Genomic DNA, 15,959 nt, shown 5'->3' with positions numbered 1-15,959 from the left:
GGTAAAAAAATGTGGAAACAAGCCCTTGTTCCACATTAAGTTATTATAAGTATGATTTTTTGATTGGAAATTCTTTAGTAAGTTCAATAACTTGTGCTTTTAATTCTGCAAGCTTTTCTTCACCTTGAGGTGATTCTAAGAATTCTAAGTTTCTTAAAGCATAATCAATAATATCAGCAAGTTCTTCTCACTTAGTAAATCCTCTAGAAGTCATTGCAGCTGTTCCTAGTCTAATTCCGCTTCCTAACATAGGTGAAAGTGTATCAAATGGAATAGTATTTTTATTAATAGTAATGTTAATTTTTTCAAGTAATGTTTCAGCTTGTTTACCATTAATGTTATATGTTTCAAGTACATTAACCATAAAAAGGTGGTTATCAGTTCCGCCTGAAATAATTACCGCACCTTTATCTTGGAATGCCTTACAGAATTTTTGTGCATTAGCAATAATATTACTTGCATATTGTTTAAACATTGGTTGAAGTACTTCATAAAATGCTACAGCTTTACCAGCAATTGCATGGAATAAAGGACCACCTTGGTATCCAGGAAATACTCAACGGTCAACTTTTTTTGCAATTTCTTCATCATTAGTCATGATAATTCCACCACGACCACCACGAAGTGTTTTGTGAGTTGTTGAAGTAATAATATCAGCATAGCCAACTGGACTTGGATGTAATCCAGCAGCAATTAATCCAGCAATATGAGCTATATCAGCCATTAATTTTGCTCCACATTTATCAGCAATTTCTCTGAATTTAGCAAAATCAACAGTTCTTGAATAAGCTGAGTAACCACAAATAATTAAATCAGGTTTTTCTTTCATTGCTTGCTGTAAGATAGCATCGTAATCTAGTAATCCATCTTTTGATAATTCATAAGAAACAGAGTTATAAAAGATTCCACTAAATGAAATTTTGTATCCGTGTGTTAAGTGTCCACCACAATTAAGTGCTAGACCCATAATTTTACCACCTGAAGGCACTACAGAAGCAATAGCGGATGCATTTGCTACTGAACCTGAATAAGGCTGCACATTAGCATATTTAACCCCAAAAATAGCTTTTAAACGGTCAATAGCAGCTTGTTCAACTACATCAACGTTTTGACAGCTTCCGTAATATCTTTTATTTGGATATCCTTCACCATATTTATTAGTAAGCACTGAGCCTTGAGCTTTAAGTACATCTTCAGAAACATAGTTTTCTGAAGCAATAAGTTCAATGTGATCTTGTTGTCTTCTTAATTCATTATTAATTGCATCTTGGATTAATTTATCATGTAATTCTAAATCCTTATACATATTATTCTCCTTTCTTATTGAATTTAGCATCAATAAGGTTGATTATTTCTTCGTTTCCAACAAAACGAATTGTGATATTTACACCATTTTGCTTTTGAAATTTATCAATTACTTTAAAATCTTTTAATTGATCTGCATTAGGAATTTGATGAATGAAATCTAGTGAAGTAGCTAAATAATCATTATTATCAAGTTCAAATGTAATATCAAGTGTTTTAAGCGGATCTAAAGCAACTTCTTTAAACTTAGTTTCACTATCGTGTGAGATGAATGCTGAAGTAAAGATTTCAGCATAAAATGCATTGGTTGCATCATATCTAGGGTGCAATTTTCCAATTCATCCAACTACTTGATCTTGGAAGATAATTTCAGCTGAAACATTTGGATGAATGTATTCATTATCTGCAAGTGGAACAAATTTTAATTCCTTACCGGTAAGGTTAATTAAATCACTTTGAATTTGCCGGAAACTTTTAGTTGTACTTGCAAGTCCATAAACCATTTTGTTGTTATTAATCATTCCTTTTTCAAAAATATTAATATCAAACATTTTTCTTTTTTGGTTGTATTCAACTACTTGAGCAAGTGAAGTAATAATTGAGTTTCTAATTACTTCACGTTCTTTTGAAACATATGTTTGTAATTTTTGATTGTTTACAAAGTTAAATGGATTAAATTTAGCTTTTTCTTCAGAAACTAAAGTAAATGTTCTAACTTCTGAGTACCCTTGCGTTGCAAAGTTTTGAGCAACGGTATTAAATTGCATTGTTTTAAGTGGGATTGAAGCATGTTTAGCTTCTGTAATTGAATCATATGAATAAAATCTTAAGACTTCTTCAATAATATCTTCAAATAACTCAATATCATATCTTGTAGCTGGTGGAGTAATAAGATTTTGTGTTAAATCAAGTTCAAACCCTAATTTTGCTAGAGCCTTAAAGGCAGAATCAAAAGCTTTAATATCATTTACACCACTGTAGTAGGCTAATTTGTTTTGATCAAAGTTAATAGTAGGAATTTTGTCTAATTTCATTTGGCTTAAAATATTTGAATAAGCAACATTTTGAAGTAAATTTGAACATAAGTATTTAGCAGCTAAAGCAACTAAATGTTTAGTAATTGGTCTAGAAGCTTGTGCTGCAGAAGCTGACATCATTTTAACTTCTCTAGCTGAGTGTCTAATTTCTGATGAATTAAATGATCCAATTTCAAATAATAAGTTTTCACTTTGTTGTGTTACTTTATATTGTTCTAATCCCATAACAGCAGCAATAGAAATAGGTTGTTTATCATTTGAAATTACAGTTACATTATTAACTTCAATTTCTTTATTTCCTAGAATATTAAGTTTTCCACTGTATTTTTCAACACTTAATGTTCCTAATTTAAGCTTATCTAAATCATAAACATGTGCTGGAGTTCCCATTGTAATTAAAAGTAAGTTAGTTACATTTACAGCTCAAGGTAATTTAGCATCAATTCCATGTTTAGCTAACAACATTTTATCCTGTAATGTTGTAACACCTTGTCCTTTAGCTTGAATGAAGATAACATCCTCAATTGGATTATTTTGTACAGTTACAACACTTGCTTGTAGACTTGGGTGAATATTATCAAAGTTAAATCCAACCATTTGTACATTAAAGTAAGCAGCAAGTTCGTTAGCTAATGTGTAATATGAGTTAGCATCATTTCTATTTGCTGTAGTTGAAATATCTAAAATATAATCATCTAATCCTAGTTTTTCAACCGCATCATCTTGCAAACTAGCAAAATCTTTATCGAACACAGTAATTTGGTCTTTTTCACTTAATAAAGTGTAATCATATCCAATTTCACTTCATGAAGCAAACATCCCTTGAGATACAATTCCTTTAAGAGTTACTTCATTAAATACCATATCTCCTTTAGAAGCTCCAATTGGGAAACAAATAGTTAAATCTCCTGCTTTTAAAATACGGTTATTAGTTTGAATAGTAAAGTTTCCTAATTTAGTTTTAACTTCAACTACATCTAATCTATCACTATTAGGGTTTTGCTCAACTTTAAGAACTTGTGCAAACACTAGTCCTTTAACATCTGAAAAAGGTTTAACTTCTTCAACTTCAAATCCAATATTATTTAAAGCTTTTTCAACTTCTTGTGCGCTAAAATTAGCATTTTTAAAGAATTTATTTAAATGATTTAAAGAAACAATCATTAATCCTCCTTAGCGGTATCTCAAGAAATTGCTTTGATACCTTTTTCTATTAATTTATCATTCACTTGTTTGAAAACATGTGAGTTTTCAAAACCTTTTTTGTAACTATATGGGCTTGGATGTGAAGTTACAATAATGTTTTCTTTGTTTATAGGTAAATCAGCAATGAATTTTTCAGCTTGCTTACCTAAAGCTAAAATAATAACATCAGGGTTTTGTCTTACTACTTGTAGTAACACTTCTTTAGTAAATTTATCTCATCCAAAGTCTTTATGTGAATTAGTTTTTCCTTCAGAAACCGTTAATACTGTATTTAATAAAAGTACGCCTTGCTTAGCTCATGAAATAAGCGAAGTATCGCTTAAATTAGCTTGAGGGTAGTCTTTTTTGATTTCAGCGAAGACATTTCTAAGCGAAGGAGTTATTTTACCATTTCCAGTTGAGAAAGCTAATCCATCAGCATATCCAACTGTGTGGTAAGGATCTTGACCTAAAATAACTACTTTAGTTTCATGTACTTGAAAAAAGTCAAAAGCTCGAAACATATTAATTTGTTCAGGAAGTACTTGTGCTTCCTTTTCAGCTATTTCTAGCTTATTAATAATAATTTCAAAGTAAGGTTTTTTACCTTCTTGTTGTAATATATTTAAAAAACTATCTTTCATTTCTAAATTGCTCCATTATTCTTAAATCATTTCTATATAAGTCTCTAATATCATTAAATCCATATTTAATCATTGTAATACGTTCAACTCCAACTCCAGCTGCAAGTCCGTTAAAGCTTTCGTCAAATCCAGCCATTTTAAGCACATTTGGATGTAACATACCAGCACCTAAAATTTCAATTCATCTATTTTTGTAGAATACATCAACTTCAACACTAGGCTCTGTAAATGGGAAATAACTTGGTCTAAGTCTAATTTGAACTTGTTCTTCAAGTACATAAGAAAGTAAATCTTTTAAGGTTCAAATTAAGTTTCCAAATGAAATTTCATGCCCAACTGAAACAAAATCAACTTGAGTAAATTGGTGTGAGTGAGTTGCATCATCTTCATCATTTCTATATACTTTACCAATTGCAAAGGTAGAAAAGACTTGATTTGGATTTTCTGCAAGTACTTTAGCTGTAATTCCTGTGTTATGTGTTCTAAGTAATGTGTTTGGATCAAAGTAAAGAGAATCATGCATTGCTCTAGCAGGGTGATCACTAGGAATATTTAATCTTTCAAAGTTATATAAGTCAGAGACAATTTCTCCTTCTTCTTGTTGGTAATATCCATGTTGATAGAATCATTCCTTTAATCTATTTTCAACTAAAGTAATTGGATGTAAGCTTGCTGGTTTTGCTAATGGTGCAGTTACATCAATAAATTCAGAATTAACTTTTGCATCAATTTGTAATTGTTTAATTCTTTCTTCAGCTTGTGAGAAAAATTCATTATATTTAGTTTTTAAAACATTAATTTGTGCACCAATGTTTTTCTTTTCTTCTACTGGAGCAGATTTAAGTTGATTTTGTAATTTAGCAATTTCACCGTCAGATCCGAAAACTTGAGCTTTTGCCTGTTTTAAATCTTCTAATGTATTAATATTTTCAAGTTTGAATTCCATAATAACTCCTTTATTTCTGTTTAATTAAATTTCAATATTTTAATAGTTTAGTTTCATTTTCGTTTGATTGTGGTCAATAAAATACTTTGTTTGTTATTTCATTAGGTAAATATTGTTGTTGTACATAATTATTTGCATAATCATGCGGATATTTATATTCAATCCCATCTCCTAGTTTACTTGCTGAGGCATAATGCGAATCTCTTAAATGCTGTGGGATTTCATAAACACCACCAGAAATAATTAAACTATTTGCAGCTTCTAAAGCTAAATAAGATGAATTACTTTTAGGAGCTAGTGCTAGGTCTAAAATAGCAAACCCAATTGGAAGTCTTCCTTCAGCTTCACCTAATCTTTCATAAGAGCGTATTGCTTCAGCTACTCTAAGAGAAACATTTGGAGAAGCGAGTCCAATATCTTCATAAGCTACACATAGCATTCTGCGGAATAATCCATCAATATCTCCAGATTGGAAAATTAGCATACCATAATATAACGCAGCATTCGGATCACTACCTCTAAGTGATTTATGAAAAGCTGATAAATTGTTATAGTGCGCTGATGAATTTAAATCACTATAAAAATTAATATTAGGTACAACAGCTTTTAAAGTTTCTTCAGTAACTGCTTCATTTTCATCAACACAAGAAGCTAGCATTTGTAAGTTGTTAATACTTGAACGTAAATCACCAGCTGAAAAGCGAGATAAATCTAACAGCAATTTATCTGAAATATTTAAATTAGGAAAATATTGTGCTTTAACGTCTTTTAATTTATTTACAATATCAGCTTCAGATATTTTTTTGAACTGCAAAATTTGCATTCTACTGCGCACAGCGGGAACAACTTTAAAATAAGGATTTTCTGTAGTAGTTGCATAAACAATTATTTTGTCAAATTCTAAATAAGAAAGTAAGATATCTTGTTTATCTTTGTTTAAACGATGAATTTCATCAATAATAATGCAATCATTATTTTGCAGAATTTCTACTAATTTAGCTTTTGAATCCACTGAAGCATTGAAATAATCATACTTAAGCCCTAAATCATTTGCAAGTGAAATAGCTGTTGAAGTTTTACCTGTACCCGCTTCACCAAAAAATAAAAAACTAGAACTTATTTTATTTTCAACTACACGATTGAGTAATTTGATTATATGTTTTTGACCAACAATATCTTTTAACGTTTGTGGACGCAATGCATTAGCTAAATTCTTATTTATCATTTAAAAATCCTTTTTAATTAAATATAAAATATTTAATTAAATTATACAACTTTACCTTTTTTATAATTTTAAGTTTTAAACCTAATACATAAGAATTTTAGATGTTTTATTTATTACTTTTAACATAAAAATTAATAGGTATCTATTCAAACTTTCATCCATTAAAACCCACCGAATTCGAGGGGTTTTAATGTTTCTTATTTAGCATCTTAATAAAACCCACCGAATTCGAGGGGTTTTATTTGGTTGTGTTTTAGCCACCAGAAAACCCACCGAATTCGGTGGGTTTTTTATAATTCTAAGTTTTAAGCTCAATAATAATTAAGGGCTTAAAATCTGATATAAAATACCCTTTTGAGAGGGTGTTAAGTAAAATTATATTTATTCATTTAAAAGGTGAGCTATATCATCATCTGTCATTTCAAAAACAACATTTAATAATTCATTAAATTTATCTCGAATATCATTATCACGAGATAAATTATTTAAATATTCAGCTAAAGAATAATAGTCAATACTTAAAAATTTTTCAAAAAACTCATGACCGTACATTATATTTTCCTTTGGTAAATAGACATTTTTTGACTTTTTAGCGCCTTCATTAAAATAATACAAAATAGGAACTATTTCAACATCTTTATCGCTAAACTCTTGCTTTAAATACGCAAAAGTTTTTAATAGTTTTCTATTAATATCAATAAATTTTCCCGAATCATGATCATCATTATATTTTATTTCGACATAATAAATCTTATTATCAGAATTTGAATAAAATAGTAAATCAATATCATTTGTCGTTATTATATTATCTTGTCTAAAAGTATCTGATTTAATATTATGAGAAATTTTTTCAATAAGATTCTTAAATTTTTTTTGGTCTTCTAATTCATTTTCGATTTTTCTATTTGTTATATATTCATCAATTAAAGCGTCATTAGATTTAATCAATTTGAATTCACATTTTCTTTTTCCTGAAAATTCAGTTAATATTTCAAAGTTTGAATTATCATTATTCATCATCTCTTTTATTAAATCTTCAATAAAATTACCAAATTGAATACTTTGACTCTGAACTATTCCAGCAGCTACCCTATAATGTAATGAAATATAATGATTTTTTTGTGAATGTTTCTGGAATAATTTTTTCATTGACTTGCGAGAAAATGCTTTTTCCATATTACTCATTAATTTATTTTTTATGTAAGTTTTTATTTTTTCATCCATTATTTAACGTCCTTCTTATTTTGTTTTTCATATTCATATCTTAAATCATTTAACATAATAAACATATTTTTATCATTATATAAATAAAAGAAATCTCATCCGTTGTGATTTTCCTTATTTAAAAATTTAGCACTCATTTTATGTATTGACAATCTTTCACTTTCGCCTAAAGCACAAACTTTTCCGTCTTCTACAACAGAGCAAATAGGTATTTTATTTTTATCATATAAAACATTTCCTTCTTTTACCAAACCAGATGAAACTAGTTTTTCCATAGGTACTTTGGGAGGTTTTATTTCAAGCGCTAACTCATGAATGGAGTTTTTTTCATATTTAATATTATCTATTCTATTTTGTGCTGCTTTTATATATTTATCTTCTCTTTCTATTCCTATGAAATTTCTACCTATTTTCTTAGCGACAGCACCTGTTGTACCAGTTCCGAAAAACGGATCAAGAACTATATCATTTGGTTTTGTTGTTGCTAAAAGAATTTTATACAACAATTCTTCAGGCTTTTGAGTAGAATGAATCTTTTTACCATTTTGATCCTTAAGCCTTTCATTACCGTTGCAAATCGATATATTTCAAACAGACTTCTCTTGTTTATTATTGTTCAAATGTTTCATAGTTTTATAATTAAAAGTAAATTTTGAATCTTTTGTTTTTGATGCTCATATCATAGTTTCGTGAGAATTGCAAAATCTTGTACCGGCGAAATTAGGGACAGGATTTGTTTTATTTCAAATCAAGTCGTTTAAAATTCAAAAACCTAAATTTTGAATAAAATATCCTATTCTAAATATGTTTTGAAAAGACCCGATTACACATATTGTTCCATTAGGTTTTAATACTCTTTTGCACTCATATAATCATTGTTTTGTAAACTGATCATAATGTTCAAAACTATCAAATTTATCTCATTCATCATTAACACCATCAAATTTACTTCCATCAGCTCTTATAAGTTCACCCTCTGTTTGCATAAAATATGGAGGATCTGCAAATATGAAGTCTACAGAATTTTCAGGAAATGTTTTTAAGACTTCAATAGAATCACCTTTAATAATTGAATTTAATTTCATTTTTGCCTCCTATAACATTATATTTTCTATTAACTTATGCATTTTGTAAAAACCACTGAATTCGAATAGTTTATAACAATGCAATTAATTTAATAAAATATTTATATATAAATTATAAAAACATTTTATTAAAATTGTTTAAAAAAATCACATCTTATACAAATTAAATTAAACAACGTATAAAATGTGAAAATTATTTATTTAAATTTTAGTTAATCAACTTTTTATAAATTATGATAAGGTTCTTTTATTTCCTTGAGAATAAATTTGTATTCAGGTAACATTTTAGTTAGCATTTCATACATATGTCAAGCATAAACTTGTTCATCTAAGTGTGGTACTTCTAAAATGTTAATTTTGTCTTGGTCAAAAACTATTCAATCTGACCATCTGAAATCACTTGAGATTACTAAATCAACATCTTTAGCAATTTGAGTAATTTCACCAATATATCCACTACCTGATAAAATTGCTACATTTTGGATTTTTTTATTGTACTCATCTGGATTAATATTAGTTCTAAAAGCACTTAATTTAATTTTGTCTTGTAATAAATCTTTTAGTTCAATTAATGACTTATTTGCCTTAAACACTGCTGAAAAAGTTTGTGTTTTATCTCAAAGCATACTATCTTGTAATCCCATATATTTAACAATTTGATATGAAGTTCCATATGGATCACAATCATAATTAGTATGCATTGAATAAGATGTTATTTGATGTTTTCTAAGTAAATTTAAGATTTCTCTTTTATATGGAGCTTTAATATCTTCGTCAATTCATCTAGCTTCAAATTTAAATGGGTGGTGAGTTAAAATAACATTGCAATCATTTTTAATCGCTTCTTGCAACACTTCCATTGTTAAATCAATAGCTAAAATTGCGCCTTTAAAACGTTTAGATTGGACAGTTTTAACGCTGTATCCAGAAGGATCTCAAGCTTCTTTGTTTTCATTTGGATACATTGAATTAACAATAGCAATAAAATCTTTTATCTTTAAGCTTTTTTGTTTCATAATTAGTTCTTTAAGTAGTCTTTTAAGTTTTTACCGTGTTTTACATTGCTTTTTAGTTTACGTAAAATTTTGTTTTCAATTTGTCTTACACGTTCTTTAGAAACTCCACCTCTATCTAAAGCAAGTTCTTCAAGTGAGTGTACTCTATATCTTTCACCGTTTTCATCTACCCCAACACCAAAACGTTTACAGATAAGTTTTCTATCCTCAGGTTCTAAATCAGCAATCATTTCATTTAGAATTTCTGTTAATTCTTCATGTGAAGCATAATCAATTGGTGAAATAATGTTTTCATCTTTAACAAAGTCACTAAATGATGAATCATTTTCTTTACCAACTTGTTTATCAAGTGAAATAGGGTCAATGTTAATTTTTCTAATGTATCTAACTCTAGCTCCATCAAATCCATTTCCATATCTTGCTGCGATTTCATCATCACTAGGTTCTCTACCTAATTCTTGTTGTAATTCACGTTCAATTTTAGAAATTTTATTAATGGTTTCTACCATATGCACAGGCACACGAATTGTTCTAGCTTGGTCTGCTACAGCACGAGTAATTGCTTGGCGAATTCATCATGTTGCATAAGTTGAGAATTTAAACCCTTTGTTAACATCATATTTTTGAACAGCTTTTAAAATACCTGAGTTACCTTCAGAAATAAGGTCGATAAATGAAAGTCCTCTGTTTTTGTATTTTTTAGCATTATTAATAACTAAACGAAGGTTTCTTTGGATAAGCTTATCTCTAGCTCTTTTTCCTCTGAATCCACCTTTTTCCATTTGTTCAGCAAGCTTACGTTCTTCTTCAACTGTAAGAAGTTCTCCATACTTACCAATTCATCTCATGTATCATTTAACAATGTCATTTGTTTCAGTAAGTTTATTAGATAAGTCAGCTTTTTTCTTAGGTTCTTCAGATAAATCGATGTTATCAAGCATATCAAGATCAAGTGCATTAAGGTTAATGTCTAAGTCATCACCTTCTTCAAAGAAGTTTTCGCTTAGTTTTTCATCATCCTCTTCCTCTTCTTCATCTTCGTCTTCGTCAGTTTCGATTTCTTCATCTGGGATTTTGTAATAATCTTCATCAATTTCTTCTTCATCTGAGAAATCATCATCTCCGAAGTCATCATCATCTTCTTTATCTTCATCAAAGTTAATGTCGTCAATATCTTCATCTAATTTTGAAGCTTCTTCATCTTCGTCTTCCTCAACTTTAGATTTTGATGCTTTTTTACTTGAGGATTTATCAGCTTTTAAATCAGCAATAAAGTCTTCTTCAGAATAATCATCATCTTCATATTCTTCTGCTTCCTCAGAAATAATATTATTATCTTTTAATTCTTCTAAGAAATCATCAAACTCTGCATCATCGATAAATAAATCTTTAGCAGCAAGTAAATCAACTATTTCATCTTGAGTAAAATAGTCTTTCTTTTTATTTTTAAGTTGTTGTTTTAAATATTTTATTATAGTGCTATAGTCGTAGTCTCCTGAATACATCTTAATCCTCTCCGTCAGCTTTTGATTTATCACTTGGAATTTGTAGCTGCTTAATTTCTTTATTGTATTTTTGCAATAATGCAATTTGATCTTGAATATACCCTGGTGCTTTTAAACCTTTTTCTTCTGGGTACAAGAAGTTTTTGAATTTGTTTCATTCATCTACTTGTTCAGCAATTAATGGTTGTAGTGGGATACTGCAGCCATCAATGCATTGGATTTCTTTAAATTTATTTTGAATAAATTCCTTAATTATGTAATTATTAATTTCTTTATTAAAATCAATTCTTTCAAGTAATTCACTTGCTTGTGAATGAATGATTTCAAATACTTGATTTTCAGATAAAGAATCATCTAAATTAAGAGTTTGTTCAAATAAATTCTTAATATTTTCTGGTTTGCTAAATATTATTGCAACATCTTTATTATTTTTAAGTATTTGTAAGATATTTGGATTTCCCATTGCTTTAACTAATAAATTAAATCTAGTTTGATTAGTTAGCAATTCTATTTTTTTAGCATAATTTGGTGTAGTTCTAAAATCTACTTGAGTAATATTGTTTTGAGTATTACTTCCGGCACTATGGTGTGGGCTTAAAGCAATATCTAAAACATAATTAAATTCTTTTTCAAGTAAACTTGCAATGTATTTTTGTTGATCAATATCAAATAAAGTTAAATAATTACTTAATACTTGAATGAATTGAGAAAATACTTCATAATCTTTAATTTCAGCAACCTTGTATTTGATTTTTAATTTATCATAAACAAAGTTAATTGCTGAAACTCTTTGAGTTTTAATTAAATCAACTAAAACATCACTACCATAGGTATTTAAGATTTCATCCGCATCTTTAGAATAATGATTATCTATCAAACTAACAGTAAAATTATTTTGTAATAATATTGCTGTAGTTCTTAATGCAGCATCAATTCCAGCATTATCATTATCTAAAAATAAGATGACTTTATTATTTTTAATTAAATTTAAGTGTTCTTTAGTTAATGCAGTTCCCATTAAAGCAACCACATTAGGAATACCAGCTTTATATAAAGCGATTGCATCCATAAATCCTTCAACTATAATAACTTCTTTTTTGCTTTGAATGCTTTCTTTAGCATTGTGGTAGTTATATAAAATTTGAGATTTATTAAATAATTTCGTAGCTGGTGAGTTTACATATTTAGCTTGTGGATCTTTTTGAATACTTCTAGCTGAAAATCCAACTAAATCGCCATATTGGTTTCTAATTCCAAAAGTAACTCTATCTCAAAATAATTCATGCAAATCACTATTAATAAGTCCGGCTTTTAACATACTTCCGCTACTATAGTTAAGGGATTTTAGGTATTCTAGTGTTTTACTTTTAGGAGCAAAACCTATATCAAATTTATCTCTTAAAGCGGCATCATCTAAATTACGAGATTTTAAATACTCTTGTGCTTGCGGCGAAGTAAGTAATTGAACTTTGTAAAAAGAGTTAGTTACCGATAATAAATCAATAATTTCTAAGTCTTCTTGTGAATAAGTATTAATTTGTCGATTGTTTTTATAAGCTGAAAAATCAAAATCATTTCCTTGCTTTTGAGCTAAAAACTCAACCGCTTGGATAAAGTTTCAATTTTTAAATCTTTCTAAAAATGTAACTACATTTCCAGCTGCTCCACATGGGAAACATTTGAAAATTTGTTTTTGGGGTGATACAGTAAAACTTGGTGATGAATCTTCATGGAAAGGACATAATCCAACATAATTATTTCCTTTTTTATTAAGATTAACAAATTCAGATATTACATCTACAATATTTGCATCAGCAATAATTTTACTAATCAATTCACGTGGAATTTGTTTATTTTCCATATCCCCTCATTTACTTCATTATTTATTGTTTTGTAAAAATTCATTAAGTTTTGAAATTTCAACACGTGTTTGTTGCATTGTATCTCTGTGTCTTAATGTTACACAATTATCTTCTAAAGTATCATAGTCAACTGTTAAACATCAATATGTTCCAATCGCATCTTGACGACGATATCTTTTTCCAATTGAACCAGCTTCATCATAACTTACTGAAATACCAGCTTCAAGTAAAGAGTTAAATACTTGTTTACTTGTGTCTGAAAGTTTCTTAACAAGTGGTAAAACAGCTACTTTGTATGGTGCTAGATCATAAGTAAATCTAAGAACGATTCTTGAATCATTTTCTGCTAAAGTCTCTTCATCATAAGCATCTGAAATAATAGCAAGCATTAATCTATCAAGTCCAATACTTGGTTCGATTACATAAGGCACGATTTTGCTATTAGTTTCAGGATCTAAGTAATCTAATGATTCTCCTGTAGCTTTCATGTGTGAAGATAAGTCATAATCAGTACGGTTAGCAACTCCTAAAAGTTCACCTCAACCAAATGGGAATTTAAATTCAATATCACTTGTAGCATCTGAGTAGTGAGATAATTCTTCTTGCTCATGTGCTCTGATACGGATTGATTCTTTTTTGATTCCTAATTTTTGCACAAAGTTAAATGCTTTGGAAATGTAGTAATCAAATCATTGACTTGCTTCTTCTGGTTTAGTAAAGAATTCAAGTTCCATTTGTTCAAATTCTCTAGTTCTGAAAATGAAGTTTCCTGGAGTTACTTCGTTTCTAAAACTTTTTCCTACTTGAGCAATTCCAAAAGGTAATTTTGCCCGCATAGTTCTTTGAACGTTTTTGAAGTTAACAAAAATCCCTTGAGCTGTTTCAGGTCTAAGGTAAACTTTTGATTTAGCTCCTTCGATAACACCTTGTGATGTTTCAAACATTAAATTAAATTTCTTGATTTCTGATCAATTTGTTTTTTCACCTTCGTATTCTTTGATGTTATCTTTAACAAATTGAGTCATTTCTTCAAAAGTCATTTTTTCAGGAATGATATTTTCATCCACTTCTTGAATTAATTTATCAGCACGGTATCTTTTACCGTTTACTTTGTTTTCAATTAATGGGTCAGAAAAATTAGACACATGTCCTGATGTTACTCAAACACTTGGATTCATTAAAATTTTAGAATCAATTAAAAAGTTGTTCCCTTCTTTTAAAATAAACTCTTTTTTTCAAGCATTTGCAACATTATCTTTGAGTAATGCACCTAAAGGACCGTAATCTCAGGTGTTAGAAAGTCCACCATAAATTTCGCTACCTTGAAAAACAAAGCCACTATTTTTCAAGTGGTTTACAATATTTTGCATAAGATCTTTATCGCTATTTTTTAACATAATGCAATTTTACCACATTTAAGCTTAAAAAATATATTTTTTAAAGGGCAATTTTATAGCAAAAAAGTGTATGAAAAAAGCACTTTAAAGTGCCTTAATCTTAAGCAACTGGAATGATTCCAATTCCCATTAAAATTACTAATGTTACAAGGATTCCATATGCTAATGCAAGTAAGAAGATTGCGAATCAGTTAACACCGCTTTCAACTCTTTTTACTTCTGTAGGTTGTTCAGCTGCAACTTCTTTGATTACTTCTCTAATTTCAGCTGGTGTTTGGAATACCATGAAGTGTTGTCTTTGAGCATCTTGACCAAGGAAAATAGCATAGTGGTATTGGTCTTTTGGTACAAATCCAACATGTTTATCATTGAATAAAACATAAGATGTTTTTTGTGCTAATGTGATGTTTCCATCAACTCTACATGCTGAGTATACACAATTTTCAGCTGTATTAGCAATATCTTCTTTACCTACAAGTTTTTCATTGAATTCTTGAACTGATCTTGTTAATGAATTCATGATTGCTGCAAGTAATTCTTTTAATTCTTCATCTTTTAAGTCTTTTTCAACTTCTTTAGCAACATTTAAAACATTGTATAAGTTTTCTTCGATAGCTTTTAAGTCTTCTACAGATGTTTCTGTGTTTTCAAGTTTCATTGCTGTAATGTGCATTTTTCTTGCATAAATTGCAAGCACTTTGATTTGTTCATCAAGTGGTAAGTCTCTTACGTAAGCATATTCAACAATTTTATCTTCAACTACAACAACTGGTTCAACAACTTTTTCTTCAATAATAACTTCTTTTGTTACTTCTTTTTCTAATTGTTCTGATTTTGCTTTTAATTCTTCGATTTCTTTTAATAATTCTTCTTTATCTGAATTTGAGTCTTGAAGTTTTTTGTATAACTCTGCTAATTCTTTTTCATAATCTGTTGAGTGTTTTGAGCTTAATAATGCTGAAAGTTCTGCTAATTTTTGGTTTAATTTTTCAATTTCAAGATCTTTAGCTGATTTTTTACGTTCAATTTTGAAATCGTCATCAACTGGGAAGTATGTTTCTGGATCTTTTAATTGTTTGAAGTCTGTAACTTCTTTTAAGTGTTTTTTAGCAGCTTTTTCGTCTCTAAGACCTGTTTTAGGTTCAATAGCTAATTCTTCAGCAATTTTGTCATATTCTAATCCACCATCAAATTTATCAACGTTGAATTCGTAGAACATAACTGGTTTTCCATGTCTGTCTTCATGTTCAGCAATAACAAGTCCACCTCAGATTTTCTTATCTGTTTGGAATCATGTAGCAGCATCATAATCTAAAGCTAAGAATCATGTCATAGCATCTTTACGTGTTTTGAATAATGCTAACGGACTATCTACTTTTGGGTGTTTTAAAGCCCATGGATAGTTTTTGTCTTTATTTGGTCTATATAAACATTGTAAACGTTTCATTTTTCCTCTTTCATCTATATCGATATATCATTTTAGGTTTTAACCATAGTGATATTCATATTTTTATATATAAAAATTATA

The 15,959-nt window shown here is 28.8% G+C and carries 12 protein-coding genes; all 12 read right to left on the bottom strand.

The window, feature by feature from the left end; all coding sequences use genetic code 4:
- Positions 1-43: 43 nt before the first annotated feature.
- Positions 44-1,306 carry a serine hydroxymethyltransferase gene (gene glyA, locus Q8852_RS01985; RefSeq protein ID WP_305938317.1) on the bottom strand — a complete coding sequence of 421 codons (1,263 nt, stop codon included), beginning with the start codon at positions 1,304-1,306 and terminating at the stop codon, positions 44-46.
- A 1-nt stretch (position 1,307) separates the two neighbouring features.
- Positions 1,308-3,506: a phenylalanine--tRNA ligase subunit beta gene (locus tag Q8852_RS01980; protein WP_305938316.1), complete on the bottom strand. Its 2,199-nt coding sequence runs from the start codon at positions 3,504-3,506 to the stop codon at positions 1,308-1,310.
- The gene (locus tag Q8852_RS01975; protein WP_305938315.1) at positions 3,506-4,171 is read right to left on the bottom strand and encodes a uracil-DNA glycosylase; all 666 of its coding nucleotides are present in this window, start codon (positions 4,169-4,171) and stop codon (positions 3,506-3,508) included. Before Q8852_RS01975 ends, Q8852_RS01980 begins: the two co-directional genes overlap by 1 nt.
- Positions 4,161-5,117 (bottom strand): phenylalanine--tRNA ligase subunit alpha, encoded by a 957-nt coding sequence (gene pheS / locus Q8852_RS01970; protein WP_305938314.1) that lies wholly within the window; start codon positions 5,115-5,117, stop codon positions 4,161-4,163. The genes Q8852_RS01975 and pheS overlap by 11 nt, the downstream gene beginning before the upstream one ends.
- 10 nt (positions 5,118-5,127) lie before the next feature.
- Positions 5,128-6,342 carry a replication-associated recombination protein A gene (locus tag Q8852_RS01965; RefSeq protein ID WP_305938313.1) on the bottom strand — a complete coding sequence of 405 codons (1,215 nt, stop codon included), beginning with the start codon at positions 6,340-6,342 and terminating at the stop codon, positions 5,128-5,130.
- Between the two features lie 381 nt (positions 6,343-6,723).
- Positions 6,724-7,566, bottom strand: coding sequence for a HinfI family type II restriction enzyme (locus tag Q8852_RS01960; RefSeq protein ID WP_305938312.1), 843 nt, complete (start codon positions 7,564-7,566; stop codon positions 6,724-6,726).
- Positions 7,566-8,651, bottom strand: coding sequence for a DNA-methyltransferase (locus Q8852_RS01955; protein ID WP_305938311.1), 1,086 nt, complete (start codon positions 8,649-8,651; stop codon positions 7,566-7,568). Before Q8852_RS01955 ends, Q8852_RS01960 begins: the two co-directional genes overlap by 1 nt.
- 224 nt (positions 8,652-8,875) lie before the next feature.
- Positions 8,876-9,667: a Nif3-like dinuclear metal center hexameric protein gene (locus Q8852_RS01950; RefSeq protein WP_305938310.1), complete on the bottom strand. Its 792-nt coding sequence runs from the start codon at positions 9,665-9,667 to the stop codon at positions 8,876-8,878.
- Positions 9,668-9,669: 2 nt separating this feature from the next.
- On the bottom strand, positions 9,670-11,172 hold the full coding sequence (locus tag Q8852_RS01945) for an RNA polymerase sigma factor (RefSeq protein ID WP_305938309.1): 1,503 nt from the start codon (positions 11,170-11,172) through the stop codon (positions 9,670-9,672).
- Between the two features lies 1 nt (position 11,173).
- Positions 11,174-13,033, bottom strand: a complete 1,860-nt coding sequence (gene dnaG / locus Q8852_RS01940) for a DNA primase (RefSeq protein ID WP_305938308.1) — start codon at positions 13,031-13,033, stop codon at positions 11,174-11,176.
- Between the two features lie 18 nt (positions 13,034-13,051).
- Complete coding sequence (locus tag Q8852_RS01935; RefSeq protein ID WP_369810269.1) at positions 13,052-14,431, bottom strand: glycine--tRNA ligase; 1,380 nt, start codon at positions 14,429-14,431, stop codon at positions 13,052-13,054.
- A 100-nt stretch (positions 14,432-14,531) separates the two neighbouring features.
- Positions 14,532-15,878 (bottom strand): MAG3090 family protein, encoded by a 1,347-nt coding sequence (locus Q8852_RS01930; RefSeq protein WP_305938307.1) that lies wholly within the window; start codon positions 15,876-15,878, stop codon positions 14,532-14,534.
- Between the last annotated feature and the right edge of the window lie 81 nt (positions 15,879-15,959).

Source organism: Mycoplasma seminis (genome assembly GCF_030718845.1).
GTDB lineage: Bacteria > Bacillota_I > Bacilli_A > Mycoplasmatales > Metamycoplasmataceae > Mycoplasmopsis > Mycoplasmopsis seminis.
The sequence above is the reverse complement of the archived record's forward strand: the minus strand, read 5'-3'. Positions and strand labels throughout refer to the sequence as shown.